Source organism: Streptomyces albofaciens JCM 4342 (assembly GCF_008634025.1).
Lineage (GTDB): Bacteria > Actinomycetota > Actinomycetes > Streptomycetales > Streptomycetaceae > Streptomyces > Streptomyces albofaciens.
The window spans coordinates 2,863,518-2,882,413 of sequence record NZ_PDCM01000002.1 but is presented as its reverse complement, the minus strand read 5'-3'; the positions used below and the strand labels follow the sequence as shown (position 1 = coordinate 2,882,413).

The 18,896-nt window shown below is 73.5% G+C and carries 12 protein-coding genes; 4 read left to right on the top strand and 8 right to left on the bottom strand.

Annotated features, from left to right (window positions below):
• Nucleotides 1-234: 234 nt before the first annotated feature.
• Complete coding sequence (locus CP973_RS32395) at nucleotides 235-720, top strand: DUF4259 domain-containing protein (RefSeq protein ID WP_150247380.1); 486 nt, start codon at nucleotides 235-237, stop codon at nucleotides 718-720.
• A 121-nt stretch (nucleotides 721-841) separates the two neighbouring features.
• Nucleotides 842-1,906, top strand: coding sequence for an aldo/keto reductase (locus tag CP973_RS32390; RefSeq protein WP_150247379.1), 1,065 nt, complete (start codon nucleotides 842-844; stop codon nucleotides 1,904-1,906).
• A gap of 43 nt (nucleotides 1,907-1,949) precedes the next feature.
• Here CP973_RS32390 and glgB read toward each other — a convergent pair whose 3' ends face one another.
• The 5 genes from glgB to CP973_RS32365 form a co-directional block, all read right to left on the bottom strand.
• Nucleotides 1,950-4,460, bottom strand: coding sequence for a 1,4-alpha-glucan branching enzyme (glgB, locus tag CP973_RS32385; RefSeq protein WP_244410157.1), 2,511 nt, complete (start codon nucleotides 4,458-4,460; stop codon nucleotides 1,950-1,952).
• Between the two features lie 195 nt (nucleotides 4,461-4,655).
• Nucleotides 4,656-6,224: a maltokinase N-terminal cap-like domain-containing protein gene (locus CP973_RS32380; RefSeq protein ID WP_150247378.1), complete on the bottom strand. Its 1,569-nt coding sequence runs from the start codon at nucleotides 6,222-6,224 to the stop codon at nucleotides 4,656-4,658.
• 257 nt (nucleotides 6,225-6,481) lie between these two features.
• A complete protein-coding gene (treS, locus tag CP973_RS32375) occupies nucleotides 6,482-8,182 on the bottom strand; it encodes a maltose alpha-D-glucosyltransferase (protein ID WP_003982225.1) in 1,701 nt (566 codons plus the stop codon).
• A complete protein-coding gene (locus CP973_RS32370; protein WP_150247377.1) occupies nucleotides 8,179-10,182 on the bottom strand; it encodes an alpha-1,4-glucan--maltose-1-phosphate maltosyltransferase in 2,004 nt (667 codons plus the stop codon). Before CP973_RS32370 ends, treS begins: the two co-directional genes overlap by 4 nt.
• Before the next feature lie 341 nt (nucleotides 10,183-10,523).
• Nucleotides 10,524-11,723 (bottom strand): S8 family peptidase, encoded by a 1,200-nt coding sequence (locus CP973_RS32365; RefSeq protein WP_150247376.1) that lies wholly within the window; start codon nucleotides 11,721-11,723, stop codon nucleotides 10,524-10,526.
• Between the two features lie 368 nt (nucleotides 11,724-12,091).
• Between CP973_RS32365 and glgP the strand changes: the two genes are divergently transcribed.
• Nucleotides 12,092-14,809, top strand: coding sequence for an alpha-glucan family phosphorylase (glgP, locus tag CP973_RS32360; RefSeq protein ID WP_150247375.1), 2,718 nt, complete (start codon nucleotides 12,092-12,094; stop codon nucleotides 14,807-14,809).
• 69 nt (nucleotides 14,810-14,878) lie between these two features.
• Here glgP and CP973_RS32355 read toward each other — a convergent pair whose 3' ends face one another.
• Together CP973_RS32355 and CP973_RS32350 are read right to left on the bottom strand one after the other, a co-directional pair.
• Entirely contained in the window at nucleotides 14,879-15,166 is a 288-nt protein-coding gene (locus CP973_RS32355; protein WP_150247374.1) for an antibiotic biosynthesis monooxygenase family protein, read from the bottom strand.
• A gap of 96 nt (nucleotides 15,167-15,262) precedes the next feature.
• The gene (locus tag CP973_RS32350) at nucleotides 15,263-16,240 is read right to left on the bottom strand and encodes a GlxA family transcriptional regulator (protein ID WP_150247373.1); all 978 of its coding nucleotides are present in this window, start codon (nucleotides 16,238-16,240) and stop codon (nucleotides 15,263-15,265) included.
• Between the two features lie 85 nt (nucleotides 16,241-16,325).
• On the opposite strand from CP973_RS32350, the gene CP973_RS32345 reads away from it, so the two are divergent.
• Nucleotides 16,326-17,258 carry an NADP-dependent oxidoreductase gene (locus CP973_RS32345; RefSeq protein WP_150250589.1) on the top strand — a complete coding sequence of 311 codons (933 nt, stop codon included), beginning with the start codon at nucleotides 16,326-16,328 and terminating at the stop codon, nucleotides 17,256-17,258.
• Nucleotides 17,259-17,271: 13 nt separating this feature from the next.
• Here the strand turns inward: CP973_RS32345 and CP973_RS32340 are convergent, their stop codons facing one another.
• Entirely contained in the window at nucleotides 17,272-18,888 is a 1,617-nt protein-coding gene (locus CP973_RS32340; RefSeq protein ID WP_150247372.1) for a sensor histidine kinase, read from the bottom strand.
• Nucleotides 18,889-18,896 lie beyond the last annotated feature (8 nt).

Here is an 18,896-nt window from a genome sequence, read left to right as displayed (position 1 = left end):
GATGAGTGCCGCTCATCCTGGCGCCGATGAGCGCCGCACGGCACCAGGTTCACCACCTTGGCCGGATGGGGTCCGTACCGGTTCCGGCCACGCGGTGCCGACGGCCGTCGCCGTCCCGCGCGCACAGGCGTGCCGCCACGACCGGCTCAATTGTCAGTGGCAGATGCCACGATGCAATCGGCCCGGTGGGGGTGCGGGCGTGTTGGGGTTGGGACGGATGAGGGGCGGAAGCTGATGGGGACCTGGGGTACGGGGCCGTTCGACAACGACGGGGCGGCGGACCTGCTGGACGACCTGGGCGCCATGCCGGTGGAGCGGCGGCTCGGCGCGCTACGGGGCGTGCTCTCCATGGCCGCCGCCGAACGGGACTATCTGGAGGCCCCGGAAGGCCAGATGGCGGTGGCCGCCGCGGCCCTGATAGCCGCTGCCCGCGCCGGCGGCCCGACCCCGGCCGACCCCGCGTACGCCCCGGACCTGGCGGTCCCCGAGCCGCCGCGCCGGCTCGCCGTGCTCGCGGTGCACGCCCTGGACCGGGTGCTGGCGCCGGACTCCGAGCTGGCCGAGCTGTGGCAGGAGACGGACGACGGCCAGGAATGGCCGGCGCGGCTGGCCCGGCTGCGCGCGCAGCTGACCGGGGATGCGGAACCGACCGGCGGTACGGAACCGACCGGCGGTACGGAACCGACCGGCGGTACGGAGCCGACCGGCGGTACGGACTGAGGTCCCGCGCGTACGCGGCCGCGCCACGCCCGGCCTGCCGTGCGTCCCGCCGGTCCCGGGCCTACGGTTGATCGCGGAGCGCCCCGCACGGGCGCCCCGCACCGCCGGCCGAGGAGGAACCGTGGAGTACCGCACGCTCGGACGGTCGGGCCTGAAGGTGTCCCGGCTCGTGCTCGGCACCCTCAACGTGGGCGCGCGCGAGCAGTTCGCGCAGATCGGCGGGCTCGGTACGGACGAGGCCCGGCGGCTGTTCGACATCGCGCTGGACGCCGGGGTGAACATGATCGACACTGCGAACATGTACTCCTTCGGGCAGGCCGAGGAGATCACCGGCGAGGCGCTGCGCGGCCGCCGGGACGACGTACTGCTCGCCTCCAAGGTCCGGATGCGGGTGGGCGAAGGGCCCAACGAGGGCGGCGCGTCCGCGTACAGCGTCTTGCGCGAGGTCGAGCGCAGCCTGCGCCGCCTCCAGACCGACCACCTGGACCTGCTCTACCTGCACCAGTGGGACGGCCAGACGCCGGTCGAGGAGACCCTGACCGCGCTGGACCGACTGGTCGCCGACGGCAAGGTCCGCTATGTCGGCCTCTCCAACTTCAACGGCTGGCAGATCATGAAGACGCTGTACACGGCGCGGCTGCACGGCCTGACCGCACCGGTGGCCCAGCAGGTCTACTACACGCCCGAGGCCCGCGAGGCGGAGTACGAGATCCTCCCGGCCGCCCTGGACCAGGGCCTGGGCACCCTGGTGTGGAGCCCGCTGGGGGAGGGGCTGCTCAGCGGCAAGGTGCGGCGCGGGCAGCCGGTGCCGTCCACCACCCGGCAGGGCACCGACTGGCCCGAACCGCACGTGGTGGACAAGGAGCGGGCGTACGACATCATCGAGTGCCTGGCCGGGATCGCCGAGGCGCACGGCACGTCCGTACCCCGGGTGGTGCTCGCCTGGCTGCTCGGCCGCCCCGGCGTCACCGGCCTGGTGATCGGCGCCCGCGACGAGGAGCAGCTGCGCGACGACCTCGCCGCCACCGGGCTGCGGCTGGCCGCGGCCGAGACCGCCCGCCTCACCGAACTCTCCCAGCTGCCCGCCTACTACCCGTACTGGCACCGCGTCCTGAACGCGTCCGACCGCCCGGACCCGGCCGAGGCGCCCTTCCTGGACGGCTGGAAGCGGGCCATGGGCGGCTGAACCGGGCGGGGGCCGGGGCGCCGCCCCGGCCCGCGAAGCCCGCTCACACCGGCCGCAGCCACACCGTCGCCAGCGGCGGCAGCACCGGCGTGATCGACGCCGGCCGCCCGTTCCACGGCATGGTCGCGTCGGGCACCAGCGGCTCCGGATTGCCGACCCCGCTCCCGCCGTACCGGACGTCGTCGGTGTTCAGCACCTCCCGCCACGCCGCCATGTCCTCCGGCACCCCGACCGGGTACGCGTGCCGCACCACCGGCGAGAAGTTGGAGACCGCCAGCAGCGGGGTGCCGTCCGTGCCGTAGCGCAGGAAGGAGAAGACGTTGTCCTCGCTGGCGCCGCCGTCGATCCAGGAGAAGCCCTCCGGCACGGTGTCCTGCTCCCACAGCGCGGGGGTGTCCGTGTAGCGGCGGTTCAGGTCGCGGACCAGGTCCCGTACGCCCCGGTGGTCGGGCTCGGCGGAGTACGACGGGTCCAGCAGCCACCAGTCGGGCCCGTGTCCCTCCGCCCACTCCGCCCCCTGGGCGAACTCCTGCCCCATGAACAGCAGCTGCTTGCCGGGGTGCGCCCACATGAAGCCCAGGTACGCGCGCTGGGTGGCCCGCTGCTGCCACCAGTCGCCGGGCATCTTGGAGACCAGCGACCGCTTGCCGTGCACCACCTCGTCATGGGAGATCGGCAGCACATAGTTCTCCGAGTAGGCGTACACCATCGAGAACGTCATCTCGTTGTGGTGGTACTTGCGGTGCACCGGCTCCTTGCTCACATAGCCCAGCGAGTCGTGCATCCAGCCCATGTTCCACTTCAGCCCGAAGCCGAGCCCGCCGAAGCCGCCGGGCCCCACATGGTGGGTGGCCCGGGTGACGCCGTCCCAGGCGGTGGACTCCTCGGCGACGGTGACCACGCCGGGGCAGCGCCGGTAGACGGTGGCGTTCATCTCCTGGAGGAAGGCCACCGCGTCCAGGTTCTCCCGGCCGCCGTGCGCGTTGGGCGTCCACTCGCCGGGCTCGCGGGAGTAGTCGAGGTAGAGCATGGAGGCCACGGCGTCCACCCGCAGGCCGTCGATGTGGAATTCTTCGCACCAGTACACCGCGTTGGCGACCAGGAAGTTGCGCACCTCGGCGCGGCCGTAGTCGAACTCCAGCGTCCCCCAGTCGGGGTGCGCGGCCCGCGCCGGGTCCTCGTGCTCGTACAGCGGCCGCCCGTCGAACTCCGCCAGCGCCCACTCGTCGCGCGGGAAGTGCGCCGGCACCCAGTCCATCAGCACGCCGATCCCGGCCCGGTGCAGCGCGTCGACCAGGTACTTGAAGTCGTCGGGGGTGCCCATCCGGGCGGTCGGCGCGTAGAAGCCGGTGACCTGGTAACCCCAGGAGCCGCCGAAGGGGTGCTCGGCGACCGGCATCAGCTCCACATGGGTGAAGCCCAGGTCCGCGACGTAGGCGGGCAGCTGCTGCGCCAGCTGGCGGTACGTCAGGCCCGGACGCCAGGAGCCGAGGTGCACCTCGTAGACGGAGAACGGCGCCGCGTGCACCGGCCGCTCGCCGCGCCGCTCCATCCACGCCGCGTCCTGCCACCGGTGGTGCGAGGCGTGCACGACCGAGGCGTTGGCGGGCGGGCACTCCGTACGGCGCGCCATCGGGTCCGCGCGCAGCGTCCGGGTCCCGTCCGGCCGGGTGATCTCGAACTTGTACAGCTCGCCCTCGCCGATGCCCGGCAGGAACAGCTCCCACACCCCGGACGAGCCGAGCGAGCGCATCGGGAAGCCGGTGCCGTCCCAGTAGTTGAAGTTGCCGACCACGCGCACGCCCCGGGCGTTCGGCGCCCAGACGGTGAAGCGCGTCCCCGTCACCTCCTGGTGCACCATCGGCATCGCGCCCATCGCCTGCCACAGCTCCTCGTGGCGGCCCTCGCCGAACAGATGCAGGTCCAGTTCCCCGACGGCGGGCAGGAAGCGGTACGGGTCGTGCACGGTCACTTCGTTGTCGTCGTACGAGACCAGCAGCTCGTACTCGGGGATCGCGGACAGCGGCAGGACACCGCCGAACAGGCCGTCGCCCTCGTCGTGCAGATCGGCGCGCAGGCCCTTGGCCAGGACGGTGACGCCCTTCGCGTACGGGCGCAGGACGCGGAAGAGCACCCCGCCGCGCAGGGGGTGGGCGCCGAGCAGCGCGTGCGGGTCGTGGTGGGCGCCGGACAGCAGCCGGTCCCGGTCGCCGGGGTCGAGCGGCGGGGCGGTCCGCACGCCGTGGCTTCCGCCACTGGGCTCCGGCGCGGGAGCGGAGCCGTCGGGCCGGGCGCCCTCGGGCAGCGGCTCGCCGTGGTCCCGCTGGTGCGGCGGGCGCTCGGCGGACGGCGGGGTGCCGGTGGCGGCGGGTGCGGGCGCGGCGGTGGGGGAGGCGGCTCCGCCGGGCCCGGCAGGCTCATCACGCCCCGGCAGGAAGGTCGCCGGGACTCCGGACCGGCCGGTGGCTGCCTCCGGGGACGTATCCCGGACGGCCGTGCCACGGGTGGGCGCGGGTTCTTGCGATGGGCGGCGGGACGACGAACGGGCGGTCACGAGAGGAGCCTCCTCGGCCAGGTCAGGTGTCAGGGATGTCCGGGGTATCTGTGGTGCCCGGAGTGCGGGGGTCCGGCGCACGCCGGTGCGCACACCGGATACGCCGGGTGTGCCGGGCCGGCGGGCGGGGCCGACGGTGCCGCGCCTGCCGGTGCCGGTGCTCCGTAGAGCTGCGGGTGGCCCGCTCCCGCCGTTTCATGCGCGCCCATCGGCACCGTCCAGGTGCGGGCCGGGATCGTCGCCGCCGCCGGGCCCCCGGGTCGCCTGCGCCCCGGCGAGCCGCCGCACCGCGGCCATCGGTACGGGCAGCCAGGTCGGCCGGTGGCGGGCCTCGTACAGCACTTCGTACACGGCCTTGTCGGTCTCGTACGCGCGCATCAGCTCGGGCGCCGAGCGCGGATCGAGCCCGCCGGCCTCCGCGTACCCGAGGCAGTAGGCGGCCCGGGTGCGGCGCGCCCACTCCAGCGACCAGGGGTCGCCGCCGGACGGCCCGCTGCGCGCCGCGTAGTCGAACGAGCGCAGCATGGCCGCCACGTCGCGCACCGCGGGCTGCGGGCGCCGCCGCTCGGCCAGCGGGCGGGACGGCTCGCCCTCGAAGTCGATCAGCGACCAGCGGCCCTCGTCGGCGGTCCGCAGCGTCTGGCCCAGGTGCAGGTCGCCGTGGATGCGCTGGGCGGTCCAGGCGCGGCCGTCGTGCCCCAGCGCCGCCAGGTCGTCGAAGGCGGTGCGCAGCCGGGCGCAGTACGGCCGCAGTGCGGGCACCACCCGCGCGGTGGACACCAGCCGCTCGTTCATGTGGGCGGCGATCGCGTCGAGTTGGGGGCGGTACAGCTCGGTGGTGGGCAGCGTCTCGGCGAGCGCGGTGTGCACCTCGGCGGTGGCGTGCCCGAGCGCCCGCGCCGAGCTGGTGAAGTCGGCCTGTACGGCGAGGGCGTTGAGGGCCAGCTGCCAGCCGTCGGCCGAGCCGGCCAGATAGGGCTGGAGCACGCCCAGCGTCACCGGCTCGCCCTCGCCGGGGTCCGGGTCGGTCTCGAACCACGCGGCGGGCGCCGGGACCCGCGCGCACTTGGCGCGCGCCAGCGCCAGCGGCAGCTCCAGGTCCGGGTTGAGGCCGGGCGCGGTCCGCCGGAAGACCTTGAGGATGTACGCGTCGCCGTACACCACCGAGGAGTTGGACTGCTCGGCGGTGACCGGACGGGCGGGCAGCCCGGAGGAGATGGCGCTGTCGGGCACCCGGCGGAACCGCAGTCCGCCGAGCCGCCCCGGCACCCGCAGCCGCTCCAGCAGGAGCGCGCACAGCCGGGCGTCCAGCAGGGCGTCGTAGACCGTACGGCCGTGCAGCGGGCCGCTCGCGGGGCGGCCGATCACGGCGGGGGCGAGCTGCGGCGGCAGCGCGCTGTGCACGCCCAGCAGGAGTTGGTAGCAGTCCGCGGTGGCCGCCGGGCCCCCGGAAGGCGCGGCGGCCGGCTCGGCGGGGCCCTCCGGCGGCGACGGATGCGGGGTCCCGGGTGGGGGCGCCGACTGCTGGGCCCGGACGAGCAGGTGCAGCAGCCCCGGTGTGGCGCCACCCGCGGCGCACGGCAGCAGCTCGGTCGCCGACACCAGCTGGAACCCCGTGATCGGCCGCCCTTTGCCGGCGAACCAGCGCTGCCGTGGCAGCCATTCGGTCAGCAGGGGGGTGAGGGAGGCGAGCAGCGCGGGCGCGGTGATCGAGAGGCGGTCGTGCGGACTGCGGATGGCACGGGTCGAGGCGGTCTCCGACATGGCGTCGCGTCCTTTCCCCGGGCACACGACAGATAGGGCAGAGTGTCCCGGAATGCGGCCTTGACTGTGCGGCGGTGCGGGACGTGTCGGGTGAGGATCGTCCGTACGGCAGCGGCGTCCGTGGGGATTACCCCTGACACCGGGGTTTCGGCGCTGGCTCACCCGGCCCGTGCGGTAGTAGGGAGACTGCCCGTGGGGGCGGCCGGAAAACAGTGCGCGGTGGTTTTCCGCCGCCCCGCCGGACGCCGGTCGGAGTCCTAGACTGCCCCCCTCCGCAGCCGGAACCAATAGAAGCCGTGCCCGGCCAGGGTCAGCAGATAGGGCCATTCCCCGATGGGCGGGAAACGGACGCCGCCGATCAGCTCGACCGGGTGGCGGCCGTTGAATGTCCGCAGGTCCAGTTCGGTGGGCTGCGCGAATCGCGAGAAATTGTGCACGCACAGCACCAGGTCGTCCTGGTATTCGCGCAGGAAGGCCAGCACCGCGGGGTTGGACGAGGGGAGTTCGGTGTAGGTGCCGAGGCCGAAGGCCGGGTTCTGCTTCCGGATCTCGATCATGCGGCGGGTCCAGTGGAGCAGCGACGACGGCGAGGACATCGAGGCCTCGACGTTGGTGACCTGGTAGCCGTAGACCGGGTCCATGATGGTCGGCAGGAAGAGCCGGCCGGGGTCGCAGGAGGAGAAGCCGGCGTTCCGGTCGGGTGTCCACTGCATCGGCGTGCGGACCGCGTCCCGGTCGCCGAGCCAGATGTTGTCGCCCATGCCGATCTCGTCGCCGTAATAGAGGATCGGCGAGCCGGGCAGCGACAGCAGCAGCGCGGTGAACAGCTCGATCTGGTTGCGGTCGTTGTCGAGCAGCGGGGCCAGCCGGCGGCGGATGCCGATATTGGCCCGCATCCGCGGGTCCTTGGCATATTCCGCGTACATATAGTCACGCTCTTCGTCCGTGACCATTTCCAGCGTCAGCTCGTCGTGGTTGCGCAGGAAGATGCCCCACTGGCAGTTGGCCGGAATCTCCGGGGTCTTCGCCAGGATTTCCGAGACCGGGTAGCGCGATTCCCGCCGGACCGCCATGAAGATGCGCGGCATGACCGGGAAATGGAACGCCATGTGGCATTCGTCCCCGCCCTTGGAGTAGTCGCCGAAATAGTCGACCACGTCCTCCGGCCACTGGTTGGCCTCGGCCAGCAGCACCGTGTCCGGGTAGTGGGCGTCGATCTCCGCGCGCACGTGCTTGAGGAAGGCGTGCGAGGCGGGCAGGTTCTCGCAGTTGGTGCCCTCCTCGGCGTACAGGTACGGGACCGCGTCCAGCCGGAACCCGTCGATCCCCAGGTCCAGCCAGAAGCGCAGCGCGGAGAGCATCTCCTCCTGGACGGCCGGGTTCTCGTAGTTCAGGTCCGGCTGGTGGGAGAAGAAGCGGTGCCAGAAGTACTGCTTGCGCACCGGGTCGAAGGTCCAGTTCGACGCCTCGGTGTCGACGAAGATGATCCGCGCGTCCTGGTACTGCTTGTCGTCGTCGGCCCAGACGTAGTAATCGCCGTACGGCCCGTCCGGGTCGGTGCGGGACTCCTGGAACCACGGGTGCTGGTCGCTGGTGTGGTTCATGACGAAGTCGATGATCACCCGCATCCCGCGCTGGTGCGCGGCGTCCACGAACTCCACGAAGTCCGCCAGGTCGCCGAATTCCGGCAGCACGGCGGTGTAGTCGGATACGTCGTAACCGCCGTCGCGCAGCGGCGACTTGAAGAACGGCGGCAGCCACAGGCAGTCCACGCCCAGCCACTGGAGATAGTCCAGTTTGGCCGTGATGCCCTTGAGGTCGCCGATGCCGTCACCGTTGCTGTCCTGGAAGGAGCGCACCAGGACCTCGTAGAAGACGGCCCGTTTGAACCAGTCGGGATCGCGGTCCTTGGCCGGGGTGTCCTCGAACTTGTCCGGGACGGGCTCGTTGACGATCAATTGGGTGACCCTCCGATCGGTGAGGACGGTCGCAGGGAGAGCAGGTGCGCCGGGGCCGGCGAACGGCCCGGATCGAGGCGCACATAGTTGTCCCTGCCCCAGTGGTAGGTCTCGCCGGTGAGCTCGTCGCGCACCGGGACGGAATCGTGCCAATCGAGGCCGAGTTCCGGCATGTCCAACGACACCGTCGCCTCGTGGGTGTGGTGCGGGTCGAGGTTGACGACCGTGAGCACCGTGTCGGCACCGGCACCGCTCCCGGCCCGCTTGGAATAGGCGAGAACGGCGTCGTTGTCGACGGTGTGGAAATGGAGGTTCCGCAGCTGTTGGAGCGCCGGATGGCGGCGTCGCAAGCGGTTCAGCGTGGTGATGAGAGGAGCGATCGTACGGCCCTGGCGTCCCGCTGTCTCCCAATCCCGGGGCCTCAGTTGGTACTTTTCCGAATCCAGGTACTCCTCGCTGCCACTTCGTACCGGCGTCGACTCGCACAGCTCGAACCCGGCGTAGACCCCCCACGTCGGGGAGAGGGTCGCGGCCAGCACGGCACGTACCTCGAACGCGGGCCGTCCGCCGTGCTGGAGGTAGGCGTGCAGGATGTCCGGTGTGTTGACGAAGAAATTGGGCCGCATGTACGAGGCCGTCTCACGCGACAGCTCGGTGAGGTATTCGGTGAGCTCGTGCTTGGAGTTGCGCCAGGTGAAGTAGGTGTACGACTGCTGGAAGCCGATCTGCGCCAGCGTGCGCATCATGGCCGGCCGGGTGAACGCCTCGGCCAGGAAGATGACGTCCGGATCGGTGCGGTTGACGTCCGCGATCACCTTCTCCCAGAAGACCACCGGCTTGGTGTGCGGGTTGTCCACGCGGAAGATCCGCACCCCGCGCTCCATCCAGAAGCGCAGCAGCCGCTCGGCCTCCCGCACCAGCCCGCCCAGGTCCGCCTCGAACGCCAGCGGGTAGATGTCCTGGTACTTCTTCGGCGGGTTCTCGGCGTACGCGATCGAGCCGTCCGCCCGGTGGTGGAACCACTCGGGGTGCTCGGTGACCCAGGGGTGGTCCGGCGAGCACTGGAGGGCGAAGTCCAGCGCCACCTCCATGCGCAGGTCGCGCGCGGTGCGCACGAAGTGGTCGAAGTCCTCGAAGGTGCCCAGGTCCGGGTGGAGCGCGTCGTGCCCGCCCTCGGCCGAGCCGATCGCCCAGGGCGACCCGACGTCGTGCGGCCCGGCGGACAGCGCGTTGTTGGGCCCCTTGCGGTACGAGGTGCCGATCGGGTGCACGGGCGGCAGGTACACGACGTCGAAGCCCATGGCGGCGACCGCCGGCAGCCGCTCGGCGGCGGTCCGGAACGTACCGCTGACCGGCGGCGCGCCCGGGCGCAGCACCGCGCCCTCCGACCGCGGGAACAGCTCGTACCACGATCCGAACAGCGCGCGCCGGCGCTCGACCAGCAGCGGCGCGGTGCGCGAGGCGGTGACCAGCTCGCGCAGCGGGTGGCGGTCGAGCGCGTCGGTGACCTCGGGGGCGAGCGCGGCGGCGAGCCGGGTGGCGGCCGGCAGGTGGGTGTCGCGCAGCGTGTCCGCCGCGGCCAGCACCGCTTCCCGGCCGTCTCTTTTGGGCACCCCCTCCGCGGCGCGCTCGTGGAGTATCGCGCCCTCGGTGAGGACCAGTTCGGTGTCGATGCCGGCCGGGACCTTGATGCCGGCGTGGTGGCGCCAGGTGCCGATGGGGTCCGACCAGCCCTCGACGCCGTACGTCCACCGGCCCTCCACGTCCGGGGTGACCTCGGCGCCCCAGCGGTCGGTGCCGGGGGCCAGTTCGCGCATCGGGGTCCAGGGCCCCGGCCGGCCCAGCGGATCGCGCAGCACGACGTTGGCGGCGACCGCGTCGTGGCCCTCGCGGAAGACGGTGGCCGAGATCTCGAAGGCCTCGCCGACCACCGCTTTCGCCGGGCGGCGGCCGCAGTCGATCAGCGGGTGGAGGTCGAGCACGGGAATGCGGCCGATCATGGGCACACCTGACGGTTGGGATGTACTACCGGATTCTGTCCTTTCTATCGTTTTCGCGACAGTTGGACGGGCTGCGGGCATGGGCTCTCCTGTCCGCTTTCACTCGGCTGGCGGATGGGGCGGTGCGGGAAGCCATGGGGCGCGTACGCAAGACCGGTACGGCCAAAGCCTTCCCGTGGCGCGTGGTGGGGCAATCGGGCCGTCCGCGCACTACCGGCACGTAACCGCGGAACGGAATATGACCCCGTCCCGTCCCGCGCCCGACGGCTGCGCCGGCGCCGGCGGACGCCCGGCCCCGCCCCCACGCGCGCCGGGGCGGGGCCGGCGCGCCCGGGATCTTGCTAGTGGGGCCTGACCTGCAACAACGCGGTCGGCGAGCCGGGGCCCGCCGCGGTGATCCGGTGCTGGGCCGCGGTGGCGGCCAGCGCGTTCCGCACCTCCTTCGGTCCGGCCCGCCGGTGGGACGACAGGTAGAGCGCGGCCGCGCCCGCCGCGTGCGGAGCGGCCATGGACGTGCCGGAGAGGGTTCGCTTCGCAGTGTCTCCCGAGTGCCACGCGGACGTGATGTCCACACCCGGTGCGAACAGGTCGACTTTCGCGCCCCAGTTGGAGAACGCGGCCCGCCGGTCCCGGGCGTCGCTCGCGCCCACCGTGATGGCCTCGCTCACCCGCCCGGGCGAGAACGCCCCGGCCCGCCGCCCGTGGTTCCCGGCCGCCACGGTGAAGGTGACACCGGCCGCGACGGCGTTGCGTACCGCCTGGTCGAGCTGCGGGCTGGGCGCGCTGCCCAGGCTGAGGTTGGCCACCGCCGGGCGCCGCGCGTGCCGGGCCACCCAGTCGATACCGGCGATGACCCGCGCGGTGGTGCCCCGTCCCGCGCGGTCCAGCACGCGTACGGCCACCACACGGGCCTGCTTGGCGACGCCGTACCGGGTCCCGGCGGCCGTGGCGGCGACATGGGTGCCGTGTCCGTTGGCGTCGTCCGCGTCGGCGTCGCCGTCCACGAAGTCCCAGCCGCTGCCGGCCCGGCCGCCGAAGTCCCGGTGCGTGGTGCGCACGCCGGTGTCGATCACGTACACCGTCACGCCCCGGCCGGCCGACGGCGGCGCCGCGTAGGCCCGGTCCAGCGGCAGGCCCGCGCGGTCCAGCCGGTCCAGGCCCCAGGACGGCGGATTGCGCTGCGTGCGGGCCGGCAGCACCGCGCGGTCGCGGGTCACGGACGCCACCGCCGGGTCCGCGGCCAGCCGCCGCGCCTGGTCCCCGGTCGCGCGCACGGCGAAACCGTTGACCGCCGTACGGTACGTGTGGCTGATCCGCACCCCGTACTGCGCCGCCAGCGCCCGGCCTGCCGCGGACGCCGCCCGCACCCCGCCGGGCCCGGAGGCCAGCGTGACGATATAGCCGCCGCGCGCCGCGTCCGCGGCGGCCGGGGCCTTCGTTCCGATCGGGGCGGCGTGCGCGGGCAGGGCGGCGGCGGTGAGCGCGGCCACGGCGGCGACGGTGGCCGCCGGTCCCGCCAGACGTGTCCATATCGGTGTCATGCGTCCGGTTCCCCTCCTCAACTCGGCCGGGCACCGCCGGAGTTGCGTACGGAGAGTCGGGTACCGTCGCACCCGTGCCGGCGGCGCCACCCCGCAGCCTTCCGCCCGCCGCGAGCCCGAACAAGAGTGCACGAGGGTGTGGAACCGGCCATATCGGCCACATGGGGTAGGTGGGGGCGGGGGTAGGGAAGCGCCCTCTCCCGGACGGGGCCGGTCCCGGATGGCCGGGAAGCGCCCTCCGGGCACCCCGCTCGGCCGAACGGGTGACGGGCCAAGCGCCTTGCCGCTCCTGCCAGTTGGCGGCCGGATCCGAGCGGATTACGGGGTACCGGGCGAATCGGGCGGCCCCGCGCCGCTACCGTCGTAGCGTGAAGGCCATTCGTCGGTTCACCGTGCGTCCCGTCCTCCCGGAGCCCCTGCGACCCCTCAGCGACCTGGCGCGCAATCTGCGCTGGTCCTGGCACTCCGAGACCCGCGAACTCTTCCACGCCATAGCCCCCGCCGGCCGGCGCCGCGCGGGGCTGGACCCCGTGCGGCTGCTGAGCACCGTCTCCGCCGAGCGGCTGGCGGAACTGGCCGGGGACCGCCGGTTCCTGCGCCGGCTCGGTGCCGCCGCCGACGACCTCCAGGACTATCTGACCGGGCAGCGCTGGTACCAGAGCGCCCAGGAGAGCGGCCGGGACGGCCGGCTGCCCGAGGCCGTCGCCTACTTCTCGCCCGAATTCGGCATCACCGCCGCCCTGCCCCAGTACTCCGGCGGCCTCGGCATCCTCGCCGGCGACCACCTCAAGGCGGCCAGCGACCTCGGCGTACCCCTGATCGGCGTCGGGCTGCTCTACCGGCACGGCTACTTCCGCCAGTCGCTCTCCCGCGAGGGCTGGCAGCAGGAGCACTACCCGGTGCTGGACCCCAACGAGCTGCCCCTCGACCTGCTGCGGGAGGCCGACGGGACGCCCGCGCAGGTCGCCCTGGCGCTGCCCGGCGGGCGGCAGCTGCGCTCGCTGGTCTGGGTGGCCCGGGTCGGGCGCGTACCGCTGCTGCTCCTGGACTCCGACGTGGAGGAGAACGCGCCGGGCGAGCGGGACGTGACCGACCGGCTCTACGGCGGGGGCAGCGAGCACCGTCTGCTCCAGGAGATGCTGCTGGGGATCGGCGGGGTGCGGGCCGTACGGACGTACTGCCGGCTGACCGGCCACGCCGCGCCCGAGGTGTTCCACACGAACGAGGGACACGCGGGCTTCCTGGGCCTGGAGCGCATCCGGGAGCTGGCGGACGCCGGCCGGGAGGGCGGCCCCGGCACGGCCGGCGGGCCGGTCGGCCTGGACTTCGACGGCGCCCTGGAGACCGTACGCGCCGGCACGGTCTTCACCACCCACACCCCCGTCCCCGCCGGCATCGACCGCTTCGACCGCGAACTGGTCGCCCGCCACTTCGGCGAGGCGGCCGAACTGCCCGGCATCGACGTCGAACGGATCCTCGCGCTCGGCCTGGAGACCTACCCCGGCGGCGAGCCGAACTGCTTCAACATGGCGGTGATGGGCCTGCGGCTGGCCCAGCGCGCCAACGGCGTCTCCACCCTGCACGGCCGCGTCAGCCGGGAGATGTTCGCCGGGCTGTGGCCGGGCTTCGACCCGGAGGACGTGCCGATCGTCTCGGTGACCAACGGCGTGCACGCGCCGACCTGGGTGGCGCCCGAGGTCTTCCGGCTGGGCGCGCGCCAGATCGGGCCCGGCCGCACCGAGGACGCGCTGTCGGTCGGCGACTCGCGGCGTTGGTCGGCGGTGGCCGACATCCCGGACGCGGACGTGTGGGACCTGCGGCGGGTGCTGCGCGAACAGCTCGTGGAGGAGGTGCGGCGCCGGCTGCACGTCTCGTGGCGGCAGCGCGGCGCGGGCGCCGCCGAGCTGGGCTGGATCGACGGCGTGCTCGACCCGGAGGTGCTGACCATCGGCTTCGCCCGCCGGGTGCCCTCCTACAAGCGCCTCACCCTGATGCTGCGCGACCGCGACCGCTTGATGGAACTGCTGCTGCACCGCGAGCGGCCCATCCAGATCGTCGTGGCGGGCAAGGCCCACCCGGCCGACGACGGCGGCAAGCGCCTCGTGCAGGAGCTGGTGCGCTTCGCCGACGACCCGCGGGTACGGCAGCGGCTGGTCTTCCTCCCCGACTACGGCATGGCCATGGCGCAGAAGCTCTATCCGGGCTGTGACGTCTGGCTCAACAACCCGCTGCGCCCGCTGGAGGCGTGCGGCACCTCCGGCATGAAGGCGGCGCTCAACGGCTGTCTGAACCTGTCCGTGCTGGACGGCTGGTGGGACGAGTGGTACGAGCCGGACTTCGGCTGGTCCATCCCCACCGCCGACGGCCACGCCACCGACGAGAACCGGCGCGACGAGCTGGAGGCCAACGCGCTGTACGAGCTGCTGGAGCAGCGGGTCGCGCCGCGCTTCTACGACCGCGATGCGGACGGCATTCCGCAGCGCTGGGTCGAGATGGTCCGGCAGACGCTGGTCAATCTGGGACCGAAGGTGCTGGCGGGCCGGATGGTGCGGGAGTACGTGGAGCGGCTGTACGCCCCCGCCGCCCGCGCCCAGCGCGCGCTCACCCCGCAGGCCGCGACCGAGCTGGCCGCGTGGAAGACCCGGGTGCGGGCCGCGTGGCCGCAGGTCGCGGTGGACCACGTGGAGACCGGCGCCCTGGTGGTCGACCGCGCGGAGCCGGCCGGCGTGCCCGGCGGCCCGCCCAACGGCAGCGCCGAACTGGGCGCGACCCTGGCGCTGCGGGTCCGCGTCACGCTCGGCGAGCTGGCCCCGGACGACGTGGAGGTGCAGGTCGTCTCCGGCCGGGTGGACGAGTCGGACCGGATCACCGACGCCACCACCGTGCCGCTCAAGCCCACCGGCGGCCCGGACCTGGAGGGCCGCTGGCTCTACGAGGGCCCGCTCGCCCTGGACCGCACCGGCTCCTTCGGCTACACGGTCCGCGTACTGCCCGCGCACCGGCTGCTGGCGTCGGCGGCCGAGATGGGGCTGCTGGCGGTGCCGTCGGAGGCGACGGGGGAGGAGGCCGGGGTGCTGATGCGGTAGGCCGCCGTCCGTACGCGGCCGGGGCTTCGCACGTACGCCGTACGACGTGCGGCGCCCCGGCCGGGCCGTTCAGCGGGACAGCAGGAAGTGCACCTGGCGGGGCCTGACCTCCAGGTCGCTCAGGCCCTCCGGCGTCGCGCCCATCTCGCGGGCGACCTCGGCCGCGGCGCGGAAGGTCTCCTCGGACTCGAAGGCACCGGTGGTGACGACGGCTTCGCCGTTCGGGGTGACCCAGACCCCGACGGACAGGAAGCCCGGCTGCGACCGCGCCGCTTCGGCGACCTGGTGGCACTGGCCGACGAACTCCTCGACGTGCTCGGGGGCCGGGTAGTGGAAGGCGACGAAACCGAATGCCATGGCGGTGTCCCCTCTCGGACGTACGGTTGCGTACGGGCCGAAGCTAGACCGGCCGCACGGCTCCGTACAGCGGGCCGTGGTGGGCGACGGGCGGATTCAGCCCGCGCGGACCGCCGACTGGTCCTCCGCCGGACGAGGCGCCCGGAACGTCCGCCGGTACGCCTGCGGCGAGACGCCGATCGCGGCGTGCAGATGCTGCCGCAGCGACGCGCCGCCCGCGAAGCCGACCTGCCCGGCGATCAGGTCCACCGGCAGGTCGCTGGTCTCCAGCAGCTGGCGGGCGCGCAGCAGCCGCTGCTGGATGAGCCACCGCCCGGGGCTGAGCCCGGTCTCGTCGCGGAAGCGGCGGTTGAAGGTGCGCAGGCTCATCCCGGCGTGCCGGGCCAGCCGGGTCAGGGTCAGCGGCTCGTCCAGGTGCTCCAGGGCCCACTGCTGGGTGGCCGCGGTGCCGGTCGCGGTCGGCGCGGGCACCGGCTGCTCGACGTACTGGGCCTGGCCGCCGTCGCGGAAGGGCGGTACGACGCACTTGCGGGCCACATGGTTGGCGAGCGCCCCGCCGTGGTCCGCGCGCACCACGTGCAGGCACACGTCGATGCCGGAGGCGGCGCCGGACGAGGTCAGCACGTCGCCGTCGTCGACGAAGAGCACGTCGGGGGTGAGCCGGACCTTAGGGAAGCGGCGGCGGAAGTCCCCGGTGAGCTGCCAGTGGGTGGTGGCCGGGCGGCCGTCCAGCAGCCCGGCGGCGGCCAGTACGTAGGCGCCGGTGCAGATGGAGACGATGCGGGTGCCGGGCCGGATCATCGCCAGCGCGGCGCCCACCGCCTCGGGCAGCTCGCTGTGCACATGATCCGGGGCGATGGACGGGACCACCACGGTGTCGGCGGTGCGCAGCGCCTCCGGCCCGTGCTCGACGGTGATCGAGAAGTCGGCTCCGCAGCGCACCGGGCGCCCGTCGGCCGAGCAGGTCAGCACCTCGTAACGGCCGTCGGCGGCGCCGAAGACCCGCCCCGGTATGCCGAGCTCGAACGGATAGACGCCCTCCAGGGCCAGGACCACCACACGATGCGCACGCATGGCACGATCCTATCGGGAGATGGCCATCGTGCCATTGTCGCGGTCCGCGCCGCCGATCAAGCTGGACGGCATGAACGAACACACCATGCGTGCCATCAGCCAGGACGTCACCGGCGGACCCGAGGTCCTGAAGGAAACCGAACTGCCCCGCCCCGAGCCGGGCGTCGGCCAGATCCAGATCGCGGTCCGCGCCGCCGGGGTCAACCCCACCGACTGGAAGCACCGCGCGGCCGGACTATTCGTCAAGGATCTGCCCCGCGTCCTGGGCTGGGACGTCTCCGGCGTCGTGACGGCGGTCGGCATCGGCGTCACCCTGTTCGCACCGGGCGACGAGGTCTTCGGCATGGTCCCGTACCCGTACGGAGTGGGCACCCACGCCGAGTACGTCACCGGCCCCGCGCGCGCCTTCGTGCACAAGCCCGCCGCCCTCGACCACGTCCAGGCGGGCGCCCTGCCGCTGGCCGCGCTCACCGCCTACCAGGCCCTGGTGGACACCGCGGACATCCGGCCCGGGCAGCGGGTCCTGATCCACGCGGCGGCGGGTGGCGTCGGCCACCTCGCCGTACAGATCGCCAAGGCCAAGGGCGCCCACGTGATCGGCACGGCGAGCGCCGCCAAGCACGATTTCCTGCGCTCGCTCGGCGCCGACGAGGTGATCGACTACCGGGAGACCGACTTCGTCGCGGCCGCCGGTACGGTCGACGTCGTCCTGGACTGCATCGGCGGTGACACCCTCACCCGCTCCCTGGACGTGGTGCGCGAGGGCGGCACCGTGGTCTCGATCCTTCCCCCGGTCGATCCGGCAACCGTCGCGGCGGCCGCGGAGCGCGGAATCCGCCTGGCGGTGATGATCGTCGAGGCCGACCACGCGGGCATGCGCGAGATCGCCGCCCTCGCCGAGTCCGGCGCACTGCGCGCGCACATCGCCGCGACCTTCCCCCTGGAGGAGGCCGCGAAGGCGCATGAGATGGGCGAGACCGGCCGTACCCAGGGGAAGATCGTCCTTGAGGTGAACTGACGGCACCGACCGCCTACTTGGACGCCGGACGGTCCCGGCGGTGGACGACCCCCTTCGACACCAGCCGCCCGTCCGCGAAGCACAGCGCGTAGGCCGTGTCGTCCACGTAGGCACGGTAGCCGTAGTAGCGGCAGACGTGGCCGGGCGGCGGGGCGGGCGTGCCGTCCGGCGGTACGTCCAGGGAGAAGAACGGCAGCCGTGACTCCACCGCCGTCCGGTCGTCGCCGACGCGCAGCCGCTCGTACGTCCCGCGGTCCAGTACCGACCACGACGGGCTGATCAGCGCGAAGACGCCCATCACCAGCAGCAGTCCGGTGAACAGCGCGGCCGGCACGGCCACCGTCTGCACCAGCCGCCGCCGCACCTGCTGCCGGGCGGAGGCCAGTTCCCGCTGCGACACGCTCCACCGGGAGCTGTCGCCGGGGCCGCGCACCGGCCCCCGGCCGGTCGTCGGCAGCCGCGCCGCGACCTCGAACCCGCCCTCGGGCGTGGGTCCGGCGCGCAGTTCACCGCCCGCGAGCCGGACCCGTTCGTCCAGCCCCACCAGCCCGTTGCCGCCGGAGACCGGGACCAGGGACGGCGCCGTGCCGGGCGGGGGCGGGGCGTTGGTCACCGTCACGTCCAGCCGCCGCCCGTCGCCGGTCAGCCGTACCTCCACCGGCGCGCCCGGCGCGTGCTTCGCGGCGTTGGTCAGCCCCTCCTGGACCACGCGGTACACGGCACGCGCGCCCATCACCGGCATGGCCGTCCCGCCGGTCTCCGGCTCCCCGGCGCGCCGCAGCGAGACGTCGAGGCCGGAGCCCCGGGCGCGTTCGACGAGGGCCTCGACGCTGTCGTCGGCGGGCAGCCGGGAGGGCTCGGCCCGGTCGTCGGTGCGCAGCACGCCGATGATGTCCCGCAGGTGTTCGGTGGCCGCGCCGGCCGCCGCCCGCAGCTCACCGACCGCGGCCCGCTGGTCCGGCGCCAGCCGCGGGTCGACCTCCAGGGCCCCGGCCCGCAGGGCGAGCAGGGCCAGCTCGTGCCCGAGCGAGTCGTGCATGTCCCCGGCGATCCGGGCCCGTTCGCGCAGCCGGGTGCGGTCGGCGACGGCCTGCTGTTCGTGTTCCATCCGCTCGGCGAGCTGCCAGCCCGTACGGACCAGGGCCGCGTACTGGCGGCGGTAGCGGCCGAGCAGCCACGGCAGGACGACGTTGAACAGCAGCGTGAGCACCGCGGTGAACCACGGCCACATGTTGCGGACGAGCAGCACGCACAGCGGCAGGCTGACGGCGGCGATGCCGGTGAAGAACCAGAGGGAGGGGCGGGCCCGTTCGACCCGTACCCCGGCGAGGTACGCCAGGACGGCGAGGGCGGTGGCGTACTCGAACGTGAACAGGTTGCGGCTCGTCGCGAGCGCCAGCGCGACGGGGACGCCCAGCGCCACGAGCGGCCGCTTCCGGCGTACCGCCACCGCCGCCGCCAGCAGCGGGATGCCGATCGCCGCGGTCCACATCCGGTCCTTCGGCACCCCGTCGAAGGCCGCGGTGAGCGGTACGGACAGGGCCGCCCAGAGGCAGCCGTCCAGCAGCAGGACGGCCCACCGGGGGCGATCGGCGGCGGGCGGCGCCGGGCGCCGGAGTCGGGTGAGCATGCCGTCAG